The following is a 24,558-nucleotide window of genomic DNA, read 5'->3' as shown; positions in this document are numbered from 1 at the left end:
CCGCCCGTGGTCGCTTTACCCGGGCGCGGCTCAGACGCGACAATGCCGTGCTGATCCAATGCCGCGTCCAATGCGCTGGCCGATCGGCGTGCCATCACCGACCCCCGTCGCGCACGCCAACCTCGCCATCGCTGGACGTCGGCGCTCCTCCCGACCACAAGAGCCATCGCACCTCATGTCGAAGACACCGAAGATCCTCTACACGCTCACTGACGAAGCTCCCTTCCTGGCCACGCAGTCGCTGCTGCCGATCATCGATGCCTACACCGACACCGCCGGGATCGTGGTCGAGACGCGCGACATCTCGCTGGCAGGTCGCATCCTGGCGCTGTTTCCCGAGCACCTGAGCGAGCAGCAGAAAATCGCCGACGACCTCGCCGAGCTCGGCGAACTGGCCACCACGCCGGAAGCCAACATCATCAAGCTGCCCAACATCAGCGCATCGGTGCCGCAGCTCAAGGCCGCGATCAAGGAACTGCAAGGGCAGGGCTATGCACTGCCGGCGTATCCGGACGAGCCCAAGGATGCCGCGGAAAAAGACATCAAGGCGCGCTACGACAAGGTCAAGGGCAGCGCGGTGAATCCGGTGCTGCGCGAAGGCAATTCCGACCGCCGCGCACCGCTGTCGGTGAAGAACTATGCGCGCAAGCATCCGCACCGCATGGGCAAGTGGAGTGGCGAGTCCAAGTCGCACGTGGCGCACATGGACGATGGTGACTTCTTCGGCAGCGAGCAGTCCGCCACGCTGTCCGAGGCCGGCAGCCTGAAGATCGAATTTGTCGCTGCCGATGGCAGCAGCACCGTGCTGAAAGACAAGGTGGCGGTCAAGGCCGGCGAGATCGTCGATGCCGCCGTGTTGAGCAAGCGCGCGCTGGCCAGCTTCATCGACGCGCAGATTGCCGATGCCAAGGCCAGGAACGTGCTGTTCTCGGTACATCTGAAAGCCACCATGATGAAGGTCTCCGACCCGGTGCTGTTCGGCGTGGTGGTCGGCGAGTTCTACAAGGACACGCTGAGCAAGCATGCCGATGCGCTCAAGTCGGTCGGCTTCGATCCCAACAACGGCATCGGCGATCTGTACGCACGCATCGGCACGCTGCCGGAAGACCAGCAGGCGCAGATCAAAGCCGACATCCAGGCCGAATACGCACAGCGCCCAGGCCTGGCGATGGTCAATTCGGACAAGGGCATCACCAACCTGCATGTGCCCAGCGACGTGATCGTCGACGCATCGATGCCGGCGATGATTCGCGATTCCGGCCAGATGTGGAATGCCGATGGCAAGCTGCAGGACACCAAGGCGGTGATCCCGGACCGTTGCTACGCCGGCGTGTATCAGGCGGTGATCGACGACTGCAAGGCGCACGGCGCGTTCGATCCGGCCACCATGGGTTCGGTGCCCAACGTGGGGTTGATGGCGCAGAAGGCCGAAGAATACGGCTCGCACGACAAGACCTTCCAGATCGCCGCTGCCGGCACGGTCAAGGTCACCGATGGCAATGGCAAGACGGTGTTCGAACACGCAGTGGAGGCCGGCGATCTGTGGCGCATGTGCCAGGTCAAGGATGCGCCAATCCAGGACTGGGTGAAGCTGGCCGTGGAGCGCGCACGCCTGAGCGACACGCCGGCCGTGTTCTGGCTGGACAAGGCTCGCGCGCACGACGCGCAGGTGATCGCCAAGGTCGAGACCTATCTGAAGGATCACGACACCAACGGCCTGGATATCCGCATCCTGCCGCCGGTGGAAGCGACCACCTTCTCGCTGGAGCGCATCCGCAAGGGCCAGGACACCATCTCGGTCACCGGCAACGTGCTGCGCGATTACCTCACCGACCTGTTCCCGATCATGGAACTGGGCACCAGTGCCAAGATGCTCTCCATCGTGCCGCTGATGGCTGGCGGTGGCCTGTTCGAAACCGGCGCCGGCGGCTCGGCCCCCAAGCACGTGCAGCAGTTCGTCGAAGAGAACTGCCTGCGCTGGGATTCGCTGGGTGAGTTCCTGGCGCTCGCGGCCTCGCTCGAACACCTGGGCAATCGCTACGACAATCCGTCGGCCACGGTGTTGGCCAAGGCGCTGGATGTGGCCAACGGGCAGTTCCTGGACAACAACAAGTCGCCGGCACGCAAGGTGGGCGAGCTCGACAACCGCGGCAGCCACTTCTACCTGGCGATGTATTGGGCGCAGGCCCTGGCCGCGCAGACCGAAGACACCGCCTTGCAGGCCAAGTTCGCACCGCTGGCCAAGGCCCTGACCGAGAACGAAGCCACCATCGTGGCCGAGCTCAACGGCGCGCAGGGCAAGCCGGTGGACATCGGCGGTTATTACCATCCGGACCTGGCCAAGGTCAGCGAAGCGATGCGCCCGAGCAAGACCTTCAATGATGTGCTGGCGACGCTGAAGGCCTGAGTCCACGCACCGCCTGTCGGTGCGGAGCACGCTGCCATCAAGGCCCGTCTCGTCAGAGGCGGGCCTTGTCGTTTCAACGGAACGGCGACAGCGCCGTCATGGCCCGAAGCAGGCGTCGGCTGAGCCGCTCCATGCGCCGCTCGCGCCGGAGGCGCTGTCGTGCTTCGGCCGTCAGCTGCGTGTCCTGCACTGTCGGCGCAAGGGGCGTCGTTGATTCCACGGACTCAACCGATTCAACCGATTCAACTGGCGCATCGGCTTCTGCCAGGCATCGAGCGAGCGCCGCGTCGGCAATGTGGCCGTGCTGGAACAACAAGTCGGTAAAGATGCGCATGCCCTGGCCTCCACTTGAGTGAAACCCACAGTAGGTGCAGGCTAGGGGGCGTAAAAGCGATGCTTTTGCAAGTGAGTGTTGAATCCTATTCAAGGGTTGGCCATGGCGCGTCCTCCGCTTCACGCATTGCAGGGTTTCGTCAGCGCGGTGCGCCTGGGCAACCTGTCGCGCGCCGCAAGCGCGATGCATCTCACCGTCAGCGCGCTCAGTCATCAGATGCGCGCGCTTGAACAACGGCTGGGGTATCCACTGCTGCAGCGGCATGCGCGTGGCGTCACCGCTACACCGCAGGGCCAGCAGTTGCTCGATCGCATCGCACCGCATCTGGATGCGATTGCCGAAGCGTTCGAGCCCTTCGGTGCGCGCCGCGAAGACACGCTGACGCTGAGCATCACGCCGTCGATGGCGTCGGCCTGGCTGGTACCGCGGCTGGGCGAATTCCTGGCGGTCCATCCCACCATCGAAATCAATCTGCTGTCGAGCGAGCGACTGGTGGATTTCGAACGCCAGCAGCAGGTGGACGCCGCCATGCGCATCGGTGCCGGGCAATGGGCGGGCGTCATCGCCGAACCCCTGTTCGACGAATGGCTGGTGCCGATGGCAAGCCCGGCACTGATCGCGCGCATGGGCGGCGTGGAGGCGCCCCCCTTGCACCACTGGCCATTGCTGGGCGACCCGGATGATGCCTGGTTGCGCTGGTTTGCCGCGTTCGGCGGCGATGCTCCGCGGCGCTATGTCGCCGTCCTCGACGAATCGGAGGCGCACCACCGCGCTGCGCTGGATGGCGTCGGCGTTGCCTTGGGTCGCGTGACGCGTGCGCGCCTGTTGCTGGCGTCCGGCCAACTGGTGGCGCTGTCCACGCAACGGCTCAAGACCAGTTGGTCGCATTACCTGGTGTATCCGCCGCGTTCCAGTACGCATGGCGGGTTTCTTGCATTTCGTACGTGGCTACAGGGCCAGGCGCGCGAACACGCCGCGCACGCGCAACAGGCCACCGCCGTGCCACCTGCCGCGCGTGGTCGCAAGCGCACACGGACGGTGCAACCATGAGCCACCCACCGTTGCCGCCGCAATCCGAGCGCCGCGCGCTGGCGATCGCCCAGGCCGTGTATGAAGCATTCGAGGACTATCACGCGCGGTTTTCCGAGATCACCGCACGCGCCAAACAGCGGTTCGAAACACACGATTGGAGCGGCGCGCGCGACGACGCAGTTGCACGCATCGCGCTCTACGATCAATACATCGCCGAATGCATGCTGCGGCTGCGTGCAGTACTGCTGGGCCAGGCGCACGACCGTGCGCTATGGATGCGCGCGCGCGATCATTACGCCGCGTTGCTGAGCGGGTTGATCGATCAGGAGTTGTACAAGACCTTCTACAACACCCTGACCCGGCGTTACTTCGGCACCCATGGCGTGGACGCCGACATCGAGTTCATCGCGCTGGATATCGAGCCCACCGATGCCATTACCGTGCCGGTGGCGCGCCACACCTATGCGGTCTCGCCAGGCCGATTGACCGACATGCTGGTGCGGGTGCTGGGCGACTACGCATTCGCCGTGCCGTATGCGCATCGCACCCGCTGCGCTGCTGCGATTGCGGTGCGCCTGCTCGACGATCTTGCGCACTGGGGCGAGCATCCGGTACGCAGCGTGGAGCTGCTGGAGACCGTGTTTTATCGCGAGCGCCGCGCCTATCTGGTCGGGCGCGTCTTCGGCGAGCATCGCTTTTCGCCGTGCGTGATCGCCTTGATCAACGACGATGCCGGCCTGCGCGCCGAAGCGGTGCTGACCCGGCGCAGCGATGTCGCGCAATTGTTCAGCAATTCGCGCAGCTATTTCCAGGCCGACCTGTCGACGGTCGGCGATGCGGTGGTGTTCCTGCGCAGCCTGCTCACCCACAAGCCGGTCGACGAGCTGTACACGATGCTGGGCCGTGCCAAACAGGGCAAGACCGAGCGCTATCGCACGTTCTTCAGCCATTTCCAGGCGCAGCCGTCCGAGCAGCTGGTGCATGCCGACGGCACGCCCGGCATGGTCATGGTCGTGTTTACGCTGCCCAGTTATCCGCTGGTGTTCAAGCTCATTCGCGACCGCTTTGCCTATCCCAAGACCATGAGCCGCGCCCAGGTGGAAGGCAAATACGAGCTGGTGTTCCAGCTGGATCGCATCGGCCGCCTGCTCGACGCACAGCCTTACCGGTTCCTGCGGTTTCCCAGGTCGCGCTTTTCACCGGTGCTGCTGGAAGAGCTGCAGACCAGCTGCGCGATGAGCCTGAGCGAAGATGGCGACGATGTGCTGATCGCGCTGTGCTACGTGCAACGGCGCCTGCGCCCGCTCAATCTGTACCTGCGCGAACAGCTGCCCGAGGCCGCGCATGCGGCCGCACTGGACTACGGCCAGGCGATCAAGGACATGGCGCGCAACAACATCTTTCCCGGCGACATGCTGCTGAAGAACTTCGGCATCACCCGGCACCAGCGCGCGGTGTTCTATGACTACGACGAGCTGTGCCTGATCACCGAATGCACGTTCCGCGACTGGCCCGCGCCCACCACCTACGAAGAACAGATGGCCGCCGAGCCCTGGTTCCACGTCGGCCCGCGCGACGTCTTCCCCGAACGTTTCGCCTTGTTCATGGGCTTGCCCCCCTCGCAACTGGAAGCGGTCAAGCACATCCACCCCGAGCTGTTCGACCCGCAATGGTGGCGCAACCTGCAGGCCCGGCTGCGCGAAGACGATTACCCGGACACGCCGCCCTACGCGGAGTCGCGCAGGCTGGCGTGATGGGTCTGTCTGTATCGACCGGTCCTGAAATGGGCGGGTATTGCCGATGCTCGTTGTCGCCAGCTTATGGCAGCACACCCACAAAAAAGCCCCGCAATGCGGGGCTTTTTTCTCGTTGACGCAGACCGGAATCAGCGCTTCATCGAGCTGAAGAACTCGTCGTTGGACTTGGTGGTCTTCATCTTGTCCAGCAGGAATTCCATCGCCGCGATTTCGTCCATCGGGTGCAGCAGCTTGCGCAGGATCCAGATCTTCTGCAGCAGCTCCGGCTCGATCAGCAGGTCTTCGCGGCGCGTGCCCGAGCGGTTGATGTCGATCGCCGGGTACACGCGCTTTTCGGTGATACGGCGGTTCAGATGCACTTCGCTGTTGCCGGTGCCCTTGAACTCTTCGTAGATCACCTCGTCCATCTTGCTGCCGGTTTCCACCAGCGCCGTGGCGATGATGGTCAGCGAGCCGCCTTCTTCCACGTTACGTGCCGCACCGAAGAAGCGCTTGGGCCGGTGCAACGCATTGGCGTCCACACCACCGGTGAGCACCTTGCCGGAGCTGGGCACCACGTTGTTGTAGGCGCGCGCCAGGCGGGTGATGGAGTCCAGCAGGATCACCACGTCCTTCTTGTGCTCGACCAGGCGCTTGGCCCGCTCGATCACCATCTCGGCGACCTGCACGTGACGCGCAGCCGGCTCGTCGAATGTGGAGGAGATGACCTCGCCGCGCACGGTGCGCTGCATTTCGGTCACTTCTTCCGGGCGCTCGTCGATCAGCAGCACGATCATGTGCACTTCGGGATGATTAGTGGTGATGGCCGTGGCCACCTGCTGCATCATCATCGTCTTGCCGGCCTTGGGCGGGGACACGATCAGCGCGCGCTGACCCTTGCCCTGCGGCGCCATCAGATCCAGGATGCGGCCGGTGATGTCCTCGGTGGACCCGTCGCCACGCTCCAGCCGGAAACGACGACGCGGGAACAGCGGGGTCAGGTTCTCGAACAGCACCTTGTTCTTGCTCGCTTCCAGCGGCTCACCGTTGATGGTGTCCACGATCGACAGCGCGAAATAGCGCTCGCCATCCTTCGGGAAACGAATGCGGCCGGACAGATGATCGCCGGTGCGCAGGTTGAAGCGACGGATCTGGCTGGGCGAGATATAGGTGTCGTCCGGGCCGGCCAGGTAGCTGGCTTCGGCCGCACGCAGGAAACCGAAGCCGTCGGGCAGGATTTCCAGCACGCCATCGGCAGCAACGCCTTCGCCATGACGGGTCAGCACCTTGAGCAGGGCGAAGATCACGTCCTGCTTGCGCGCGCGCGCCACGCCTTCCTGGATGTTGAGCTGGTCGGCGATATCCAGCAGCTTCTGCGCCGGCATCCGCTTGAGGTCGCTCAGCGAATAGACGGGGAAGCCTTCCGGCACGGCCGGATGCGGACGCGCGATGAAGGGCTCGTTGCTACCGTCGGAGGACGGCATGCCGCCGCCTTCATTGCCGAAGCGGTCGCGCGGACCGCGGTCGCGACGGTTGCGGAACCGGTCGCGGCGATTGCCCTGCTGGTTCTGCCCCTGGCCCTGCTGATTCTGGCCGCCCTGATTCTGACCTTGGCCCTGGTTCTGGCCCTGGCTTTGCGCCTGATTCTGGTTCTGCTGTTGCTGCGCCTGATTGAAGCGCTGCTGCTGCGACTGGCCGCCCTCGCGGGGCTCGCCGTGGCTGTCGCTGCCCTGGCTGGCGCTGGAAGCGCTGCTGGTGCCTGCGCCATCGCCGGACGTCTGCGCCGGTGCCGATTCGGCAGCGGGCGACGGTGCCTGCGGAGGGCGTGGCGCGTCGGGTGCGGGACTGGCGGGCAAGGGCAGGTTGGGTTGCTGCGCGCCGGCATCGTCATGGGCGACGGCGGTCTTGCTCACGCGCGGCTTGCGCACGCGCTTCTCGACGGGAGCGTCGACGCTGCTCCCGGTATCGGAGGAAGGATGATCGGACAAGTGCGTGATTCCTCGCTAAGGTGCGAGCGCCCGGCTGGGGGGCGAACTATTGGTAGATGGGAGTCTAGAAGAGGGTTCTAGAGGGGTACGGCGGCGCACGAACGTGTGCCGGACCAACTGACACTATCACCGCGGCGCGCAACCGCGCAAGCATCGGCCTTGGCCGGATTTAACTGCCGGCCTACCACGGCAGGCGCCCATCGCTGGACGCCCGCTCACTCAGGCGGCCGCGCCGCCCAGGGTCTTGTCGATCATCTGGGTCAGCTGGCCCTTGCCAACCGCCCCGATCTGGCTGGCCTGGACTTCTCCGTCCTTGAACAGCAACAGCATCGGGATCGAGCGCACGTGGTACTTGATGGCCAGGGCGCGGTTCTGGTCCACGTTGACCTTGGCAACCTTGAGCCGACCCTGGTATGTATCGGCCAGATCGTCCAGCACCGGTGCGATCATCTTGCACGGGCCACACCATTCGGCCCAGAAATCCACCAGGACCGGTTCGCCGGATTGCAGTACAGCTGTCTCGAAGTCGGCATCGCCGACGTGTTGAACCTTGTCGCTCACGTTGGGTCTCCTGGAAACCAAACGGCCCACCCGATCGGGCAGGCCGCCACATTGCGTTAAACTGGGGCATTGCGCGACTGAATCAAGTGTCAGTCCTGAAGCCGCGCTGTCCGCCACAACTGCCGCAGTTTGCGACGCTGTCGGCATCGATGCAAGCCGCGCCCGGGCTGCCCAGGGCGCCTTACGAAGACGGAATAATGAGCGACAAACCGCTGACCGATTTGACCTTTTCCTCGTTCGACCTGCATCCGGCGCTGATCGCCGGGCTGGAGAGCGCCGGATTTACCCGCTGCACCCCGATCCAGGCGCTGACCCTGCCGGTCGCGCTGCCGGGCGGCGATGTCGCCGGCCAGGCCCAGACCGGCACCGGCAAGACCCTGGCGTTCCTGGTGGCGGTGATGAACCGCCTGCTGATCCGCCCGGCGCTGGCCGACCGCAAGCCGGAAGACCCGCGCGCGCTGATCCTGGCGCCCACCCGCGAGCTGGCGATCCAGATCCATAAAGACGCAGTCAAGTTCGGCGCCGACCTGGGGCTGCGCTTTGCGCTGGTCTACGGCGGAGTGGATTACGACAAGCAGCGCGAGCTGCTGCAGCAGGGCGTGGACGTGATCATCGCCACGCCGGGCCGGCTGATCGACTACGTCAAGCAGCACAAGGTGGTCTCGCTGCATGCCTGCGAGATCTGCGTGCTGGACGAAGCCGACCGCATGTTCGACCTGGGCTTCATCAAGGACATCCGCTTCCTGCTGCGGCGCATGCCCGAGCGCGGCACCCGTCAGACGCTGCTGTTCTCGGCCACGCTCAGCCACCGCGTGCTGGAGCTGGCCTACGAGCACATGAACGAGCCGGAAAAGCTCGTCGTCGAGACCGAGACCATCACCGCTGCGCGGGTGCGCCAGCGCATCTACTTCCCGTCCGACGAAGAGAAGCAGACGCTGCTGTTGGGTCTGCTGTCGCGTAGCGAAGGCGCGCGCACCATGGTGTTCGTCAACACCAAGGCGTTCGTCGAGCGCGTGGCGCGCACCCTGGAGCGCCATGGCTACCGCGTTGGTGTGCTGTCGGGCGATGTGCCGCAGAAGAAGCGCGAGTCGCTGCTCAACCGCTTCCAGAAGGGCCAGCTCGAAATCCTGGTCGCCACCGACGTGGCCGCGCGCGGCCTGCATATCGACGGGGTCAAGTACGTCTACAACTACGACCTGCCGTTCGACGCCGAAGACTACGTGCACCGTATCGGCCGCACCGCGCGTCTGGGCGAAGAAGGCGATGCGATCAGCTTCGCCTGCGAGCGCTATGCGATGAGCCTGCCGGATATCGAGGCCTACATCGAGCAGAAGATCCCGGTCGAACCGGTGACCACCGAGCTGTTGACCCCGCTGCCGCGTGCAGCACGCGTGCCGGTGGAAGGCGAAGAGGCCGACGACGACGCTGGCGACAGCGTGGGCACGATCTTCCGCGAAGCGCGCGAGCAGCGTGCCGCCGAAGAACAGCGTCGCGGTGGCGGGCGCAGTGGTCCCGGCGGCGGTTCGCGCAGCGGCAATGGTGGCGGGCGCCGCGATGGCGCCAGCGCCGGTGCCGACGGCAAGCCGCGTCCGCGCCGCAAGCCGCGTGTGGAAGGGCAGGCGCCTGCCACGGCTGCACCGAGCGAAACACCGGTGGTTGCCGCTGCAGCGGTGGACGCGCCGTCCACCATCGCGGCCGATGCCGAGCGTGCACCGCGCAAGCGTCGTCGTCGTCGCAACGGCCGTCCGGTCGACGGTGCAGAGCCGGTCGCGTCCACGCCGGTGCCCGCACCTGCTGTCCCGCGCAAGCCGACCCAGGTGGTCGCCAAGCCGGTGCGCGCCGCAGCCAAGCCGGGCGGCAGCCCGTCGCTGCTGAGCCGCATCGGTCGCCGCCTGCGGTCGCTGGTCTCGGGCAACTGACGATCGCTTCGCTGCAATCGCATCGCCGTTACGCGGCGATGCGACGCAGGCACGGGCGCTCCGGCATAATCGACGGATGACCGTTCTGCGTTTCGACAACGTCAGCAAGCACTACGCCGGGGGCCACCAGGCGCTGACCGATGTCAGCTTCGAGGTGGCCGATGGCGAGATGCTGTTCGTGACCGGCCACTCCGGCGCCGGCAAAAGTACCTTGCTCAAATTGATCCACCTCAGCGAGCGGCCCAGCCAGGGCGCGGTGTTGCTGGGTGAGCGCAACCTGCTCAAGGTGCGCGGCCGGCAGATTCCGCTGCATCGGCGTCAGGTGGGTGCGGTCTACCAGGACCACCGTCTACTCAACGACCGCAGCATTGCCGAGAACGTGGCGTTGCCGTTGATCCTGCGCGGCACCCGCCGCGCCGAGATCGGCAAGCGCGTGCGCTCGGCGCTGGAACGCATCGGCCTGGCCCATCGCGAAAAAGCCCTGCCATCGCAATTGTCGGCGGGCGAGCAGCAACGCGTGGGCATCGCCCGCGCCATCGTCGGCGAACCGCGCCTGCTGGTGGCCGACGAGCCCACCGGCAATCTCGACCCGTCGCTGGCGGCCGAAATCATGCAGTTGTTTGCCGAGCTTCCTGCGCGCGGCACCAGCGTGCTGGTGGTCAGCCACGACCTGGCGCTGCTCAAGCAGATGCGCAAGCGCGTGCTGATCCTGGACCACGGCCGCCTGGTCGACGACATCTCGCCGCAGGACCTGGCCGAATGAGCAAGCTTGCCAATACCGAAGCGGTGGCACCGTCGCGCTTCGGCGTCTGGATCGACCACCATCTGCACAGCATCGCCTTCAGCCTGGGCCGCGCCATGCGCAAGCCGTGGGCCACGCTGCTGACCATCGTGGTGATGGCATTGGCGCTGGCCTTGCCGCTCGGGCTGTCGATCGCGCTGGACAACGTCAAGCTGCTGGCCGGCAGCGTGCAGCAATCGCGCGAGATCAATCTGTTCCTGAAGGTCGATGTCGCGGCCGAGGCCGCGGAGGCGCTGGCCACCGAGCTGCGAGCCCGCCCGGATGTGGCGCAGGTCACGCTGCGCACCCCCGAACAGGGCCTGGCCGAGTTGCGTGAGAGCGCCAAGCTCGATGAAGCTGCCGAAGCGCTGGGCGAAAACCCGCTGCCCACGCTGCTGATCGTCACGCCCGCCGACACGGCCGACGACGCGCAACTGGCCGGCGCACTGCAGGCCCTGCCGCAAACCGACCAGGTGCAGCACGACGCGCTGTGGCGCAAGCGCCTGGATGGCTGGCTGCACTTCGGCGAGCGCCTGGTACAGGTGCTGTCGGCCCTGCTTGGCATCGGTGCGGTGCTGGTGGTCGGCAACACCGTGCGGCTGGACATCCAGTCGAGGCGCGAAGAGATCGGCGTGCTGCAGCTGCTCGGCGCCAGCGATGGCTTCATCCGTCGCCCGTTCCTGTACCTGGGCGCGTGGTACGGGCTGGGCGCTGGCGCCGTGGCGCTTGCGTTGATTGCCGCTTCGGGCCTGGCGTTGCGTGCGCCGCTGGCGACCCTGGCCGACAGCTATGGCAGTTCGTTTACGCTGCACGGGCTGGATCTGCTGCATTCTGTGATGGTGCTCATCGGCACCCTGGTGCTGGGCTGGCTGGGCGCCTGGCTGGTGACCGGCCATTTCCTTCGCCAGACCCGTCCCACCGAGACCTGAGGCCTGCCATGCATCCACCAGATCTCAAACACCTGATCAGCGACGCACCGCGCGTGATGGTCGTCGATGGTTCGAAGCTGGTGCGCAAGCTCATTGCCGACGTGCTCACGCGCGAGCTGCAAAATGTGCAGGTGATTGGCTGCGCCAGCATCGCCGAAGCGCGCGATGCGCTGGAAGCCGGCGCGGTGGATCTGGTGACGACCTCGCTGTCGTTGCCCGATGGCGATGGCCTGGCCCTGGCGCGCAGCGTGCGCGAAGCGGCCGGGCAGGCGTATGTGCCGGTCATCGTGGTGTCCGGCGATGCGCAGCAGCACTTGGTCGAGCGCCGCTTTACCGAATACGTCACCGACTATTTCGACAAGGCGCTGGGCCATGAGGCCCTGGCTACCTTCATCCGTGGCTATGTGCAGCCCGAGCCGGTGGTCGGCGCGACCGTGCTCTATATCGAAGACAGCCGCGTGGTGGCCGAGGCGACCAAGCGCATGCTCGAGCGCCAGAGCCTGAAGGTGGTGCATGTATTGACTGCCGAAGATGCCTTTGCGCTGCTGACCGCCGAATCGCTGGGCCGGACCGAGCGACGTATCGACGTGGTGCTGACCGACGTGACCCTGAAAGGCGAGCTCAACGGCCGCGATGTGGTCGAACGTATCCGCATCGATTTCGCCTACGGCAAGCGCCGCCTGCCGGTTCTGGTGATGACCGGCGACACCAATCCACGCAACCAGTCAGAACTGCTGCGTGCCGGCGCCAATGACCTGGTGCAAAAGCCCATCGAGGAGCGCTTGCTGGTGACCAAGGTCTTGTTCCAGCTGCGCCTGGCACGTCTCGAGGATCAGGCTGTCACGCTATGAGTGAAGTGGAAGGGCGCATCCAGCTGGAACCGTCGTGGAAGGCAAAGGTGGGCGATTGGCTGCTGCGCCCGGAGATGCAGGAGCTGTCGGCCTTCCTGCGCCAGCGCAAGGCGGCCGGGGCGCGGGTGTTTCCGCCAGGGCCGCAGATCTTTGCCGCCTTCGACGCGACCCCGTTCGATCAGGTCAAGGTGGTGATCCTGGGGCAGGACCCGTACCACGGCGAAGGCCAGGCGCATGGGCTGTGCTTTTCGGTGTTGCCCGGCGTGCCGGTGCCGCCGTCGCTGCTCAACATCTATAAGGAGATCCAGGACGATCTGGGCATCCCGCGCCCGGACCACGGCTATCTGATGCCGTGGGCGCGCCGCGGTGTGCTGCTGCTCAACGCGGTGCTGACGGTGGAGCAGGGCCGGGCGGGTGCACACCAGAACAAGGGCTGGGAAGGCTTCACCGACCATGTGGTGGAGACCCTCAACCGCGAGCGCGAAGGCCTGGTGTTCCTGCTCTGGGGCAGTTACGCCCAGTCCAAGGGCAAGGTGATCGACCAGGCGCGCCATCGCGTGTTCAAGGCGCCGCACCCGTCGCCGTTGTCGGCGCATCGCGGTTTTCTGGGCTGCAAGCATTTCTCCAAGACCAACGAGCATCTGCAGCGCCGGGGTCTCCCTCCGATCGACTGGTCGTTGCCGCCGCGCGACGGGTTGGACACAACGTCGGCCGCCGGCTGAACAGCCCGGGCCGGGCGCCGCGTCGTCGCGGGTTTTGTCACGGTCTGCGCAGGCATGGGGTGCTAGTTTGTAGTCAGAATTCGGGGAGCTTTACGGTAGAACGCCGGCAAGCATGGAAGCCCGAACGTCCTATAAATGGAACGCTGGGAACTCTTTCTATACCCGGCAGTCCAATAGTTCGACTGCTAAGATGGTGCCTATGAACCAGACTACTTCGACTGCCCTCGTGGCAAACAATCTCCCGATTCCCAGTGCGCTCGGTTCGCTGGACGCCTACATCGGTGCCGTGCACCAGATCCCGGTGCTGTCGGTCGATGAGGAGCAGAATCTGGCCCGCCGCTTCCGCGACGAGCTCGATCTGGACGCCGCGCGCGAACTGGTCCATTCCCACCTGCGCTTCGTGGTGCACGTGGCCCGCGGCTACAACGGCTACGGCCTGCCGCTGGGCGACCTGATCCAGGAAGGCAATATCGGCCTGATGAAGGCGGTCAAGCGCTTCGACCCGGACATGGGCGTGCGCCTGGTCAGCTTCGCAGTGCATTGGATCCGTGCCGAAATGCACGAGTTCATCTTGAAGAACTGGCGCATCGTCAAGGTCGCCACGACCAAGGCGCAGCGCAAGCTGTTCTTCAACCTGCGCAAGTCCAAGACCCGCCTGGGCTGGCTCAATGCCTCCGAGGTGACGGCGGTCGCAAAGGACCTGAACGTCTCCGAACGGGAAGTGATGGAGATGGAGTCGCGCCTGTCCGGTCGCGATATCGGTTTCGACGCGTCCTCCGACGAAGACGATGACCACGGTCCGCCGTCGCCGGTGAGCTACCTGGTGGCCAACGACGAAGATCCGTCGCAGGCCTACGAGCGGCACGACAGCGAAGACAACCAGCTGCAGTTGCTGCGCGAAGGCATGGCCGGTCTGGACACGCGCTCGCGCGACATCGTCAAGCGTCGCTGGCTGGATTCGGAGTCCAAGGTGACGCTGCAGGAGCTGGCCGACGAGTACGGCGTGTCGGCCGAGCGGATTCGCCAGATCGAGGCGAACGCGCTGAAGAAGATGAAGGCGCTGTTCGTCGCCTGATCTTTTGCTTCCGCAGTTCATGTCGCACAAACGGCCCGGTTATCCGGGCCGTTTGCGTTGGGGTGTCTGCGGGTGCGAGCAGCCGTCTGACGCCGCTGCCAGGATCACGCCTGCGCGACAATGTGTCAGTCGGGCAGGCGCGCCACCGGCAGATGCCAGCCGTAGCGGATCGCCATGAAGCGCAGTCCGAAACATACGCCGGCGCCGATCGCCAGTGACCAGGCCTGCGGCACGCCGAGCACATGGCCGATGGCCACCAGACCGCCACCGGCGAGCGCGGCGACGGCGTACAACTCGGCCTGCAGCACCACTGGCGTGCGTGCGACCAACAGATCGCGCGCAATGCCGCCGCCGATGCCGCTGAGCATGCCCAGCAGCGTGGCACTGAGCGGGCTGAGCTGATAGTCCAGCGCCTTGCTGGTGCCGTAGACCGCAAACAACGCCAGCCCGGCCGCGTCGAAGATCTGCACCGGGTTGCGCAACCGCTCCACCGCTGCATGCCAATAGAAACCGGCAACGCCGGCCAGGCAGGCCGTGAGCAGATACTGCGGGTGCACCAATGCGGCCGGCGGGGTGGCGCCGATCAGCACATCGCGCACGATGCCACCGGACACCGCCGCCGCGCAGGACAGCACCAGCACGCCGAACAGATCCAGGCGGTTGCGCACCGCCACGGTCGCACCGCTCAGGGCAAACACGAAGGTGCCGAGCAGATCCAGCAGGAACAGGACAGTTGCCACGGTCAGGTCGTCGCATCAGGCCGCACAGCATCGCGCACGGCCTGTGGCGCTGTCATCCGTCCTTGCTGCTGGGCGGCGGGTCGTCGGTGGCGCCGCCGAAGATGATGCGTGCGGCGCGCTGGTAGCTCCAGTACGCCATCGCCCAGTTCACCAGCACCACGAAACGGTTGCGGAAGCCGATCAGGAAGTAGACGTGCGCGGCCAGCCAGAACCACCACGCGACGATGCCGGACAGCTTGAGCTTGCCGACATGCACGATGGCGGCCATGCGGCCGATGGTGGCCAGGTTGCCGAAGTCCTGATAGCGGAAGGCGGCCGCGGCCTGGCCGCGCTGGCGTGCGCGGATGGCCTTGGCGATGTGCTTGCCCATCTGCTTGGCCGCCGGTGCCACACCCGGTACCGGGCGGCCGCCCTGCTGCACCGACGCCAGGTCGCCGCCGACAAAGATCTCCGGATGGCCGGGCACGCTCAGGTCCGGCTCAACCAGCACGCGCCCGGCGCGATCCAGCGGCACGCCGAGCGTGCGCGCCAGCGGCGAGGCGGCGACGCCGGCCGCCCACACCACGGTGCGCGCCGGCACGAAGGTCTCGCCGAGCTGATAGCCCAGCGCATCGATATGACTGACCGGCGTGCCGGTGTGCACCTCCACCCCCAGCCGCTCAAGCTGCTTGCGCGCCTTGTCGGTGAGATCTTCCGGAAACGATGGCAGCACGCGCGGGCCGGCTTCGACCAGGCGTACCCGTGCCTGACGTGGATCGATATGGCGGAATTCGTTCTTGAGCGTGTGGCGGGCGATCTCGGCCAGGGTGCCGGCCAGCTCGACCCCGGTCGGGCCACCACCCACGACTGCGAAGCTCAGCCAGGCGGCGCGCGCCGCGGGGTCGGATTCGGCCTCGGCGCGCTCGAAGGCGAGCAGCAGCTTGCGGCGCAGGACCAGCGCGTCGTACAGGGTCTTCAGGCCGGGCGCGTGTTCGGCCCACTGGTCGTTGCCGAAATAGGCATGTGTGGCGCCGGTGGCCAGCAGCAACATGTCGTAGCCCAGCGACGTGCCATCGGCGAGCACCACTTCCCGGCGGGTCGGCGCAATCTCTGCGACGTCGCCGAGCAGCACCTCGACATTGCGCTGCTCGCGCAGGATGTGCCGCAGCGGTGCGGCGATGTCCGGTGCCGACAGGCCGGCGGTGGCCACCTGATACAACAGCGGCTGGAACAGATGGTGGTTCTGGCGATCGATCAGGGTGATGCGGATGCCGGGGTCGTCGAGCGCACGGGTCGCCCACAAGCCGGCGAAACCGCCGCCGACCACGACCAGATGCAAGGGAGCGGGAGAGGGGGAAGAGGTCATCGTCAGGTCCGATGGAGTGCGACGCGGGCGCGACAGCATGCCAAATCGCCAATGAACATGACGCGTGGGCGTCGCACGCCTGCGGCATCATGTCGCATCTGCCGCTGACGGTCATTGCATGTCTTCACTGCCACCGCCCTTGCCACCGCTGCCGCCTGCCCCGGCGCACAGCGCAGCAGCAAACATTGCTCCTGTGGCTGCGGTCAGACAGCCACGCAGTGGCGTGGCCATCGGCCTGATCGGCATCCTGGCCTGTGCGAGCGTGTTCGGGATGGTGGTGCTTGCTGCGGGCCTGTGGCTGGTCGGTACCGGCTGGTCGATGTTTGCCGACCAGGCGCGCACTGCGCTGCAGGAAGACGCCGTGGTGCAGGAACACATCGGCCAGATCCGCAGCATGCGCGTGGATCTGCTGCGCACCGGGATGGCAGCGGGGGGCGAAGAGTTCGTCTTCGACGTGGAAGGCGATCGCGGTGCTGGTCGCGTCGCAGCGACCTGGGTCAGTGCCGGTGCCGATCAGGAGATTCTCAGCGAGGGGCTGCTCACCTTGCGCGATGGCACCGAGTACACCTTGCCGGCGGCGGCGACTACGGACGTTGAGACGCCCGATACCCCATCAGAAATGGACAGCGATCCCGCACTCGATACCGCCCCTGAGACAATAGTGGAGCCATGAGCATGACCGACAATCCCGACAAGCGGATCGCCTTGCTGATCGATGCCGACAACGCGCCGGCGGGCAAGATCGATGTGGTGCTGGCAGAAGTGGCACGCTATGGCGTGGCCAACGTGCGCCGTGCCTACGGCAACTGGAAGAGCCCGCACCTGAAAGGCTGGGAAGCCGCGTTGCACGATTACGCGATCCGGCCGATCCAGCAATTTGCCTACAGCTCCGGCAAGAATGCCTCGGACATGGCGATGGTGATCGATGCGATGGACCTGTTGTATGCACGCAATCTGGACGGCTTTGCGATCGTCTCCAGCGATGCCGATTTCACGCCATTGGTGATGCGCCTGCTGACCGACGGCATGAAGGTCTATGGCTTTGGCGAGCAGAAAACCCCGGCGCCGTTCGTCAATGCGTGTTCCAAGTTCACCTATGTCGAAGCGCTCGGCGAGCAGGCTGCGGCCGCCAGCGACAGCGCGGCCGGCCGCAAGGACGCCACTGCATTGCGTAGCGACACGCGGCTGGTGCAGATGCTGCGCAATGCGATCGTCAGCGCTTGCGAAGACGATGGCTGGGCGCTGCTGAGCGCGGTGGGCAAGCAGGTCGCCAACCAGGCCTCGTTCGATCCACGCAATTACGGTTACCGCAAACTCAGCGACCTGGTGCGCGCGATCGGCCTGTTCGAAATCAAGCAAGACGAGCAGGCATTGTGGGTGCGCGATATGCCCAAGGGTGGGCGCGGCAAACCGACGCAGCCCGCCACTGCGACGGCGCAACCGGCGGCTGCTGCCAAGCGCCCGGCGCGCGCGCCAGCCAAACCTGCAGCAGGGGGCTGAGCATGACGCATGACGCAAATATGCCCGCTGCCGCGATGCCCGCCATCACGATTTGGGGACGTCGGAATTCAAGCAATGTGCGCAAGGTGTTGTGGTGCGCGGAAGAAGCCGGCGTGGCCTATACCTCGATCGAGGTGGGCGGTGCATTCGGCGGTAACAACACGCCGGCGTATCGCGCATTGAACCCGAATGGCGTGGTGCCGACCTTGCAGGACGGCACGCTGGTGTTATGGGAATCCAATGCGATCGTGCGCTACCTGGCGGCGCAGTACGCACCGGCGTTGTACCCGCAATCACCAGCCGAGCGCGCGCTGGGCGACCGCTGGATGGACTGGACTACATCGACGTTTGCCAGTGTGTTTCGTGATTTGTTCTGGGGCGTTGTGCGCACACCGGAGGCCGAGCGCGATGCCACACGTATCGCCGCGGCACTGGCGCAATCGGGCGAACTGCTGGCACGTGCCGATGCGGCGTTGGCGCAGCAGCCGTATCTGTCTGGCGAGCGCTTCGCGATGGGCGACATTCCGTTGGGCAGTTTCATCTACGCCTGGTTCGAAATGCCGATCGAGCGATCGGCGCTGCCGCATCTGCAGGCGTGGTACCAGCGCTTGCGTGCGCGGCCGGCCTACCAGCGTGGCGTGATGACGGCGCTGACCTGAGTTTGGGTCAGGGCTCAGGGCAGCGTGGTGCGTGGCAGGCAGCACACGCCGACCCACACGCCGCTCCAGTACGTGGGCCTTGTACATTGCGCGCCAGGTAGCTCGCGTTGTCCGTAGGAGCGCACTGGTGCGCGAGGGCCTTCCCGGTAACGCCACATCGCGCCCAGGTGCGCTCCTACGAAACCTGGGGGACACCGCGCAATGTGGGTCTGGCTGATGCCGCGCGCTGCACTAATACAAATCGATCGGATCCACATCCAGCGACCAGCGCACGCGGCGCGCCTGCGGGAGTGCGTAGATCGCCGGCAACTGGGTGTCGAGCAACCGGTGCAGCGCCGAGCGTTGCTGTGCGGACAGCAGCAACTGGGTGCGCTGGAACCCGGCGCGGCGTGGCATCGGGGCAGGCATCGGGCCATAGCATTCCACGGCCGCAACCGCCGGCGACTGCGCCGAGCTCTCGTCGGCGGTCAGCCCGCGTACCGCCAGCAGGAACTGATTGGCGGCGGCGACATCCTTGGCTTCGGCGCGGAACAGCGCCAGATGCGCAAACGGTGGGAAGCCGGCGGCCTCGCGCTGCTGCAGTTCGGCATCGGCAAAGGCGTGGTAGCCGCCGTTGACCAGGGTCTGCAGCAAGGGGTGTTCGGGGTGATGGGTCTGCAGCCAGACCTCGCCGGGGCGGTCGGCGCGTCCGGCGCGTCCTGCCACCTGGATCAGCTGCTGGGACAGCTTTTCGGCGGCGCGGAAGTCGGCCGAGAACAGGCCTTCGTCGATGCCGACCACCACCACCATGGTCAACCGCGGCAGGTCGTGGCCCTTGGCCAGGATCTGGGTGCCGACCAGGATGCCGGCGTCGCTGCCGAGCCGCGCGAGCTGGGTCTCCAGTGCGTCGCGGCGCTGGGTGGTGCTGCGGTCGATGCGCACCACCGGCACATCCGGGAAGGCCTCGGTCAGGCGCTCTTCCAGCCGCTCGGTGCCGATGCCCTGCGGCTGCAGCGCCAGGCTGGCGCAGGCCGGACAGGCCAGCGGTGCGGGTTGGCGCGCGCCGCAGTGGTGGCATTGCAGGCGGCGGCCGCCGGCATGCACGGTCATGGGCGTCTGGTGCAGCGGCGTGCTGCAGCGCTGGCAGGCGGCGGTCCAGCCGCAGTCGTGGCACAGCAGCACCGGTGCGTAGCCGCGGCGGTTCTTGAACACCAGCACCTGCTCGCCACGCGCCAGGGTGGCGCCGATGCCAGCCAGCACCTCTGGCGACAGTCCGTCCTTGAGCGGGCGCTTGCGCACGTCCAGCACCCGGACCCGCGGTGGGCGCGCCTCGCCGGCACGCCGCGACAGCCGCAGGTGCCGGTAGCGGCCGGAATAGGCGTTGTGCAGGCTTTCCAGCGAGGGGGTGGCGCTGCCCAGGATCACCGGCACGTCCAGCGCCTTGCCGCGCACCAGGGCGAAATCGCGGGCGTGATAGCGGATGCCGTCCTGCTGCTTGTAGCTGCCGTCGTGTTCTTCGTCGATCACGATCAGGCCGGCGTTGGGCAGCGGGGTGAACACCGCCGAGCGGGTGCCGACGATCAGCTTGGCCTCGCCGCGCCAGGCCGCGGCCCAGACGCGGGCGCGTTCGCCATCGGAGAGCCCCGAGTGCAGCGCGTGCACCGGCACGCCCAGGCGCGCGCGGAAACGGCCCAGCGTCTGCGGGGTCAGGCCGATCTCCGGCACCAGCACCAGCGCCTGCTTGCCGGCGGCCAGGCAGTCGGCGATCGCCTGCAGGTAGACCTCGGTCTTGCCGCTGCCGGTGACGCCGTCGAGCAGGTAGGTGGCAAAGCTGCTGTGCGCGCGGATCGCGGCGGCGGCGGCCTGTTGTTCGTCGTTGAGCGCCGGCCCGCTGCCGGGGCGGGCCGGGATGGCATTGGCCGACACTGCCACGCGTTCGGCAAGCTCACGTTTGGCCAGGCTGCGGGCGGCCTCGCGCCACTGCGGCAGCAACGGGTCCAGCTGCTCTTCGCCCACGGCGCCGGCCTGCAGCAGGCCGGCCAGCAACGCCGGCCGGCTGCCGGCGCGCAGGCTGCTGGCGGCGGTGTGCCCGGCCTCGGTCAGCTGCCAGGCCCAGGCGTGGGTGTCGGCCAGGGGCTCGCCGCGGCGCAGCGGGCCGGGCAGGGCGCTGGCCTGGGCCTCGCCGAGCGGGGCATGGGTATAGCGGGCCAGCCACTGCAGCGAGCGAGCCAGTTCATCCACCAGCAGTGGCGTGTCGTCGCACCAGGCCAGTGCCGGGCGCAGGCCCTCGGCCGACGGCTGCCGGCCGATTTCCACCACCACTCCGATCAGCTCGCGCGAGCCGAACGGCACGCGCAGCCGGCAACCGACCCGCGCCGGATCGGCGCCCGGCACGTCTGCCGGGGGCAGGTAATCGAACAGCTGGGGCAGCGGCACCGGCAGGGCGACGCGCAAGGTGGGCACAGTCGAAGGCATCCGCCAAGTCTACCGACTGTGTCCAGTGGACCTGTCCTGCGCAATTCGGGGTGTGAAGGCCGCGTGATCACTTGCAGCGTCTTTCTGTGACCCAAGTGATAAATACGACGTAAACCTATGTGAGGATTGAGGAAACGGGTTTATCCACACTGCCTGTGGATAAACCTGTGAATTAACCGCGTGCTCCACGCCGTGAAGGCGGATTCACTTGCCTTGGCAACCTCTTGGACATTTTTTCGCCATCCGGTGAAATCCAATATGTATCAATCACTTAGGCGTGAAACACGATTGCAACAAAGAAAAAACAACAGTTGACAGACGGGGGCGTATCGGTATGCCTGCCGCTGTGCACAACGTGCGTGACCAGCGGTCGCGACCGGAGCAACGGCCGCGCGATCTGTCAAGCGGTCGGCGTGGCGGACCTGCGTCGGTATCATGCCGGCCGATGCTGGAGTTCACATGACCGTAGTCCCCGACGCCCCCGTGACACCTGCCGCGCTGTCAGCCTTCCTGCGGGGCGTGGAACGCCGGGGTCTGGTGCTGGCGCAGTTGCAATGTGGCGACCTGGCCGCCGCCGAGCGAGCGCTGGCCGCCACCTTGCGCGCCTTCAGCAGCCAGGCGGCGGGACGCCCGATGGCTGGCTGGCCGATGCGCTTCTGGAGCCTGCTGGCCACCGCGCCGCCGCTGCGCCGCGAACCCATGCCCGGCACCTGGCTGCCACCGTTCACCGCGCTGGGCCGGATGCAGACGACCGACCGCCTGGCGCTGTTGCTGCGGATCGTGGCCGGGCTGGAAGAAGATGCCGCCAGCGAGGTGCAGGGCATCGCGGCGGCCGACTACCGGCAGTCGCTGGCACGGGCCTGCCCGCGCGATGCGGCCGGCAACCCGGACGCGCAGGCCTGGCGGGTATTGGCGGAAGCGGCCCAGCAGGAACTGCGCGAGCTCGGTCCAGCCCAGCTGACCCGGCTCAGCCAGTTGCGCGATGCGGCCCTGGCCGGGGTGCCGTTGCAGCCCCCGGCCACACCGGTACAAACCGCACCAGCAGTGGAGCGCCCGTCGCGTGTGCGCGCACAGCGGTCGTGGCGTTGGCCGCAGGTCACCCGCCGCCACGCCGGCATCGGCCTGGGCGTGCTGGCACTGGCCCTGCTGCTGGCGGTGGTGGGCTGGTGGTGGACGCATCGCCGGCCGGCGCTGCCGCCCGAGCCGGTCTCGCAGGCGCCCGCCGGCGTGCTCCACGTGACCGACGCCGCGCCAGTCTTGGTGGAGGAGCTTCCGGCCGCCGACCTGCCGGACTCCGCCGCGGCCGCCGGCCCGGACCCGCGCGATCAGGCCATGCTGGCCGACCCGGACCTGGAGCTGGCGCGCTCGGCGGACTTCTATGCCTGGTACGCCGCCGGCCACCCGGTTCCCAAGGACGAGTCCGGCGCGCATGCCACCGCTGCCGAGCTGCCTTCTGCACCACTGGAGACGGTCGATGACGATCAATAAGTGGTCCGGCCTGTTGATGCTGGCGATGACTGGCATTGCCTGTGCGCAGGCCTTGCCCGCAGCACTGGACGAAGGCAGTGCTGCGGCTGCCCCGGCCGCGCCCAGCGCTGCGCAGCAACGGGCCCGTTGGGCGGCGCTGACCCCGGCACAACAGGCCGACCTGCGCGCGCGCTACGCGGCCTGGAAGGATCTGACCGCCACCGACAAGGTGGTGCTGCGGCAGGCGCGCGAGCGCCTGCATGGGCTGCCCGACGACCAGCAGCGTGCGCTGCGGACCCAGTTCACTGCGATGGACCGCCTGCACCGCGACGGCTGGCGTCTGGGCTCGCAGCTGGGGGCGTTCTACCCGCAGCTGCAGCCGCTGATCGGCTATGTGCCGGTGGCGCAGCGCGAGCGTGTGCTGGCGGTCCTGCGCAACCTGGATGCCGGCCAGCTGGAGCAGCTGGCGGTGCTGGCACAACGCACGCCGCCGCAGGAGCGCGATGGCCTGCGCGAGGCCTTACTGGCCGAAACCCCGGCCACCCGCAGTGCCTGGCTGAAGCGGCAACTGGCGCGCTGATCGCCGCAGGGTGCCGGGAGGCGACGCGTGCCTCGTCCTGCGCCGTGCGACTGCACGACGGCCAGCGGGCTGTCCCGGCTTGGTGGGTGTCACCGAGGCGGTACGGCCGATGCGCGGCTCGCCACTCGGAATCGTCCGCGGCCAGGTCGCGCCGTTGCTGCGTCAGACTGTGGGCAACCAGAACACCATGGCGATGTCACGCATGCCGTGTTCGATCACAGGCGCGCCAGGCTCGCCACCATCAGGAATGCGGCTGCCAGCGCGACGACGACGAAGTACACGCTGCCCAGGCCGAGATATTTCAGCACGGTCACCGGCCACGACTGTCCGTACACCCGTCGCTGCATCCACAGCAGATAGACCGGCATCCACAGCGCCAGCCCGAACTGCACCAGCCCGATGCTCCAGGCAATCGGGCTGGCAACCTGCGCCACCGCGTCGCCAAGCAGCGACAGCAGCAGCATCGCCAGCAGGTTAAGGCACAGAAACGCATGGCTGTAGAGCGCCACCACCAGGTGTTCCAGATACACCCGCCCGCTGCGCAGGTAAAACACCCGTAACAGCAACGCAAACAGCGGCACCAGCACCAGCAAGGTGGATGGCACCGCCGCAAAGAACGCGTTGTAGAGCAGCTGCGGGTTGCTGCGCAGGCGCGGCAGGTTGGCGCGGATATGGCCGAGCTGGGTGTTGAGCCAGCGGTTGGCAAACGGCGGCAACGGCGCCACGGTCAACGGATTGCTGACCGGATCCCAGGGGGTGCCGCCGACCGAAAAGAACGTGCTGTTGTCGGGTGCATCGACCACCGGGGCCGCACTATTCAGGCGCGCGCCCTGGTGCAGTTGCGCCAGCCGCTTGCTCGCTTCGCTCTCGGCACGTGCAATGCCGGCATCCACGCCGTCGCGTGCGATGCCGGCTGGCACCACCGTGCGGGTGCTGGTCAGCGCACCGACCATCTGCGCACGCACCGCTTCCACCTGCGCCGGCGTGCGCGCATGCGCGAAGTCTTTCGGTGTGGCGCTGTGCGGTGCCGCTCCCGCCGCGACATCGGTGTCCTCGTCGGACGCGTGCACGGCGATGCGTGCGATGAAGAAGGTCAATAGACTCAGCACCAGAAACAGCCGCATCGGTGCCACATAGCGCACGCGTTGCCCGCTCAGAAACCGCAGTGCCACGCGGCCGGGCACCAGCAGGTCGTGCAGGGTGCGGAAGATGCGCCCGTCCAGGTGCCAGAACGACTCGAATACTTCTTCCACCGCATGCGCAACGCTACGCACCGGGTTGTGGGCGCTCTGCCCGCAGGCGTGGCAAAAGTCACCGTGCAGGGCGGTGGAACAGTTTTCGCAATCCGATGGGTGCGGCGCGGTCGGGTGCAGGGGCATGGCCAGGTCCTGTTGGCGGTTCCAATGGGCCGCAGCGGCTGGCACGGCCACCCGAAGGGCCATGTCACGCGCACGGTACCGCATGATCGCGCGGCTGGC

The 24,558-nt window shown here is 66.8% G+C and carries 20 protein-coding genes and 1 pseudogene; 14 read left to right on the top strand and 7 right to left on the bottom strand.

What is annotated here, in order from left to right; translation table 11 throughout:
• The first annotated feature begins 175 nt into the window (after positions 1–175).
• Complete coding sequence (locus ACCQ12_RS18260) at positions 176–2,407, top strand: NADP-dependent isocitrate dehydrogenase (protein WP_372382414.1); 2,232 nt, start codon at positions 176–178, stop codon at positions 2,405–2,407.
• Positions 2,408–2,480: 73 nt separating this feature from the next.
• Here ACCQ12_RS18260 and ACCQ12_RS18255 read toward each other — a convergent pair whose 3' ends face one another.
• Positions 2,481–2,741, bottom strand: coding sequence for a hypothetical protein (locus tag ACCQ12_RS18255; protein WP_372382413.1), 261 nt, complete (start codon positions 2,739–2,741; stop codon positions 2,481–2,483).
• Between the two features lie 102 nt (positions 2,742–2,843).
• Here ACCQ12_RS18255 and ACCQ12_RS18250 point away from each other — a divergent pair, with 102 nt between their 5' ends.
• Together ACCQ12_RS18250 and aceK are read left to right on the top strand one after the other, a co-directional pair.
• Positions 2,844–3,791, top strand: a complete 948-nt coding sequence (locus ACCQ12_RS18250) for a LysR substrate-binding domain-containing protein (RefSeq protein ID WP_047694616.1) — start codon at positions 2,844–2,846, stop codon at positions 3,789–3,791.
• Positions 3,788–5,527: a bifunctional isocitrate dehydrogenase kinase/phosphatase gene (gene aceK, locus ACCQ12_RS18245; protein ID WP_372382412.1), complete on the top strand. Its 1,740-nt coding sequence runs from the start codon at positions 3,788–3,790 to the stop codon at positions 5,525–5,527. The genes ACCQ12_RS18250 and aceK overlap by 4 nt, the downstream gene beginning before the upstream one ends.
• Before the next feature lie 131 nt (positions 5,528–5,658).
• On the opposite strand, the gene rho is transcribed toward aceK, so the two are convergent.
• Positions 5,659–7,497 carry a transcription termination factor Rho gene (gene rho, locus ACCQ12_RS18240; RefSeq protein ID WP_179456333.1) on the bottom strand — a complete coding sequence of 613 codons (1,839 nt, stop codon included), beginning with the start codon at positions 7,495–7,497 and terminating at the stop codon, positions 5,659–5,661.
• A 219-nt stretch (positions 7,498–7,716) separates the two neighbouring features.
• On the bottom strand, positions 7,717–8,058 hold the full coding sequence (trxA, locus tag ACCQ12_RS18235) for a thioredoxin TrxA (RefSeq protein WP_039405310.1): 342 nt from the start codon (positions 8,056–8,058) through the stop codon (positions 7,717–7,719).
• A gap of 197 nt (positions 8,059–8,255) precedes the next feature.
• On the opposite strand from trxA, the gene rhlB reads away from it, so the two are divergent.
• From rhlB to rpoH, 6 genes are all read left to right on the top strand, one after another.
• Positions 8,256–9,977 (top strand): ATP-dependent RNA helicase RhlB, encoded by a 1,722-nt coding sequence (rhlB, locus tag ACCQ12_RS18230; protein ID WP_372382411.1) that lies wholly within the window; start codon positions 8,256–8,258, stop codon positions 9,975–9,977.
• Between the two features lie 76 nt (positions 9,978–10,053).
• Entirely contained in the window at positions 10,054–10,740 is a 687-nt protein-coding gene (ftsE, locus tag ACCQ12_RS18225) for a cell division ATP-binding protein FtsE (RefSeq protein ID WP_372382410.1), read from the top strand.
• The gene (gene ftsX / locus ACCQ12_RS18220; protein WP_372382409.1) at positions 10,737–11,687 is read left to right on the top strand and encodes a permease-like cell division protein FtsX; all 951 of its coding nucleotides are present in this window, start codon (positions 10,737–10,739) and stop codon (positions 11,685–11,687) included. Before ftsE ends, ftsX begins: the two co-directional genes overlap by 4 nt.
• An 8-nt stretch (positions 11,688–11,695) precedes the next feature.
• Positions 11,696–12,538, top strand: coding sequence for a response regulator (locus ACCQ12_RS18215; protein ID WP_039405267.1), 843 nt, complete (start codon positions 11,696–11,698; stop codon positions 12,536–12,538).
• Positions 12,535–13,260: a uracil-DNA glycosylase gene (gene ung / locus ACCQ12_RS18210; RefSeq protein ID WP_166752337.1), complete on the top strand. Its 726-nt coding sequence runs from the start codon at positions 12,535–12,537 to the stop codon at positions 13,258–13,260. Before ACCQ12_RS18215 ends, ung begins: the two co-directional genes overlap by 4 nt.
• A gap of 199 nt (positions 13,261–13,459) precedes the next feature.
• The gene (rpoH, locus tag ACCQ12_RS18205; protein ID WP_039564933.1) at positions 13,460–14,335 is read left to right on the top strand and encodes an RNA polymerase sigma factor RpoH; all 876 of its coding nucleotides are present in this window, start codon (positions 13,460–13,462) and stop codon (positions 14,333–14,335) included.
• 125 nt (positions 14,336–14,460) lie between these two features.
• On the opposite strand, the gene ACCQ12_RS18200 is transcribed toward rpoH, so the two are convergent.
• A complete protein-coding gene (locus tag ACCQ12_RS18200) occupies positions 14,461–15,075 on the bottom strand; it encodes a trimeric intracellular cation channel family protein (RefSeq protein WP_039405257.1) in 615 nt (204 codons plus the stop codon).
• Positions 15,076–15,127: 52 nt separating this feature from the next.
• On the bottom strand, positions 15,128–16,420 hold the full coding sequence (locus ACCQ12_RS18195; RefSeq protein ID WP_166744119.1) for an NAD(P)/FAD-dependent oxidoreductase: 1,293 nt from the start codon (positions 16,418–16,420) through the stop codon (positions 15,128–15,130).
• Positions 16,421–16,538: 118 nt separating this feature from the next.
• Here ACCQ12_RS18195 and ACCQ12_RS18190 point away from each other — a divergent pair, with 118 nt between their 5' ends.
• The 3 genes from ACCQ12_RS18190 to ACCQ12_RS18180 are packed head-to-tail and all read left to right on the top strand — an operon-like array spanning position 16,539 to position 18,579.
• Positions 16,539–17,093: a hypothetical protein gene (locus ACCQ12_RS18190; protein ID WP_372382408.1), complete on the top strand. Its 555-nt coding sequence runs from the start codon at positions 16,539–16,541 to the stop codon at positions 17,091–17,093.
• Positions 17,090–17,920 carry an NYN domain-containing protein gene (locus tag ACCQ12_RS18185; RefSeq protein ID WP_166749434.1) on the top strand — a complete coding sequence of 277 codons (831 nt, stop codon included), beginning with the start codon at positions 17,090–17,092 and terminating at the stop codon, positions 17,918–17,920. The genes ACCQ12_RS18190 and ACCQ12_RS18185 overlap by 4 nt, the downstream gene beginning before the upstream one ends.
• A 35-nt stretch (positions 17,921–17,955) precedes the next feature.
• Positions 17,956–18,579: a glutathione S-transferase family protein gene (locus ACCQ12_RS18180; protein WP_372383659.1), complete on the top strand. Its 624-nt coding sequence runs from the start codon at positions 17,956–17,958 to the stop codon at positions 18,577–18,579.
• A gap of 231 nt (positions 18,580–18,810) precedes the next feature.
• On the opposite strand, the gene ACCQ12_RS18175 is transcribed toward ACCQ12_RS18180, so the two are convergent.
• Positions 18,811–21,033, bottom strand: a complete 2,223-nt coding sequence (locus tag ACCQ12_RS18175; RefSeq protein ID WP_372382407.1) for a primosomal protein N' — start codon at positions 21,031–21,033, stop codon at positions 18,811–18,813.
• Between the two features lie 459 nt (positions 21,034–21,492).
• Here ACCQ12_RS18175 and ACCQ12_RS18170 point away from each other — a divergent pair, with 459 nt between their 5' ends.
• Both ACCQ12_RS18170 and ACCQ12_RS18165 read left to right on the top strand, forming a co-directional pair.
• Positions 21,493–22,521, top strand: coding sequence for a hypothetical protein (locus ACCQ12_RS18170; protein WP_372382406.1), 1,029 nt, complete (start codon positions 21,493–21,495; stop codon positions 22,519–22,521).
• Positions 22,508–23,080 carry a DUF3106 domain-containing protein gene (locus ACCQ12_RS18165; protein ID WP_104581297.1) on the top strand — a complete coding sequence of 191 codons (573 nt, stop codon included), beginning with the start codon at positions 22,508–22,510 and terminating at the stop codon, positions 23,078–23,080. Before ACCQ12_RS18170 ends, ACCQ12_RS18165 begins: the two co-directional genes overlap by 14 nt.
• Positions 23,081–23,295: 215 nt before the next feature.
• On the opposite strand, the pseudogene ACCQ12_RS18160 reads toward ACCQ12_RS18165, so the two are convergent.
• A pseudogene (locus ACCQ12_RS18160) lies at positions 23,296–24,494 on the bottom strand (DUF3667 domain-containing protein).
• Positions 24,495–24,558 lie beyond the last annotated feature (64 nt).

It is taken from the genome of Xanthomonas sp. NCPPB 1068, from assembly GCF_041479385.2.
Lineage (GTDB): Bacteria > Pseudomonadota > Gammaproteobacteria > Xanthomonadales > Xanthomonadaceae > Xanthomonas > Xanthomonas cannabis.
This window is presented reverse-complemented; position numbering and strand designations above follow the sequence as displayed.

Excerpts from the sequence above, each read along its gene's own strand:
- ACCQ12_RS18190 (WP_372382408.1), top strand. The coding sequence starts at position 16,539 with ATGTCTTCACTGCCACCGCCCTTGCCACCGCTGCCGCCTGCCCCGGCG.
- ACCQ12_RS18215 (WP_039405267.1), top strand. The coding sequence starts at position 11,696 with ATGCATCCACCAGATCTCAAACACCTGATCAGCGACGCACCGCGCGTG.
- ftsX (WP_372382409.1), top strand. The coding sequence starts at position 10,737 with ATGAGCAAGCTTGCCAATACCGAAGCGGTGGCACCGTCGCGCTTCGGC.
- ACCQ12_RS18175 (WP_372382407.1), bottom strand. The coding sequence starts at position 21,033 with ATGCCTTCGACTGTGCCCACCTTGCGCGTCGCCCTGCCGGTGCCGCTG.
- ACCQ12_RS18165 (WP_104581297.1), top strand. The coding sequence starts at position 22,508 with ATGACGATCAATAAGTGGTCCGGCCTGTTGATGCTGGCGATGACTGGC.
- ACCQ12_RS18170 (WP_372382406.1), top strand. The coding sequence starts at position 21,493 with ATGACCGTAGTCCCCGACGCCCCCGTGACACCTGCCGCGCTGTCAGCC.
- aceK (WP_372382412.1), top strand. The coding sequence starts at position 3,788 with ATGAGCCACCCACCGTTGCCGCCGCAATCCGAGCGCCGCGCGCTGGCG.
- ACCQ12_RS18185 (WP_166749434.1), top strand. The coding sequence starts at position 17,090 with ATGAGCATGACCGACAATCCCGACAAGCGGATCGCCTTGCTGATCGAT.
- ACCQ12_RS18195 (WP_166744119.1), bottom strand. The coding sequence starts at position 16,420 with ATGACCTCTTCCCCCTCTCCCGCTCCCTTGCATCTGGTCGTGGTCGGC.
- ACCQ12_RS18260 (WP_372382414.1), top strand. The coding sequence starts at position 176 with ATGTCGAAGACACCGAAGATCCTCTACACGCTCACTGACGAAGCTCCC.
- ACCQ12_RS18250 (WP_047694616.1), top strand. The coding sequence starts at position 2,844 with ATGGCGCGTCCTCCGCTTCACGCATTGCAGGGTTTCGTCAGCGCGGTG.
- ung (WP_166752337.1), top strand. The coding sequence starts at position 12,535 with ATGAGTGAAGTGGAAGGGCGCATCCAGCTGGAACCGTCGTGGAAGGCA.
- ACCQ12_RS18180 (WP_372383659.1), top strand. The coding sequence starts at position 17,956 with ATGCCCGCCATCACGATTTGGGGACGTCGGAATTCAAGCAATGTGCGC.
- rpoH (WP_039564933.1), top strand. The coding sequence starts at position 13,460 with ATGAACCAGACTACTTCGACTGCCCTCGTGGCAAACAATCTCCCGATT.
- ftsE (WP_372382410.1), top strand. The coding sequence starts at position 10,054 with ATGACCGTTCTGCGTTTCGACAACGTCAGCAAGCACTACGCCGGGGGC.
- ACCQ12_RS18255 (WP_372382413.1), bottom strand. The coding sequence starts at position 2,741 with ATGCGCATCTTTACCGACTTGTTGTTCCAGCACGGCCACATTGCCGAC.
- rhlB (WP_372382411.1), top strand. The coding sequence starts at position 8,256 with ATGAGCGACAAACCGCTGACCGATTTGACCTTTTCCTCGTTCGACCTG.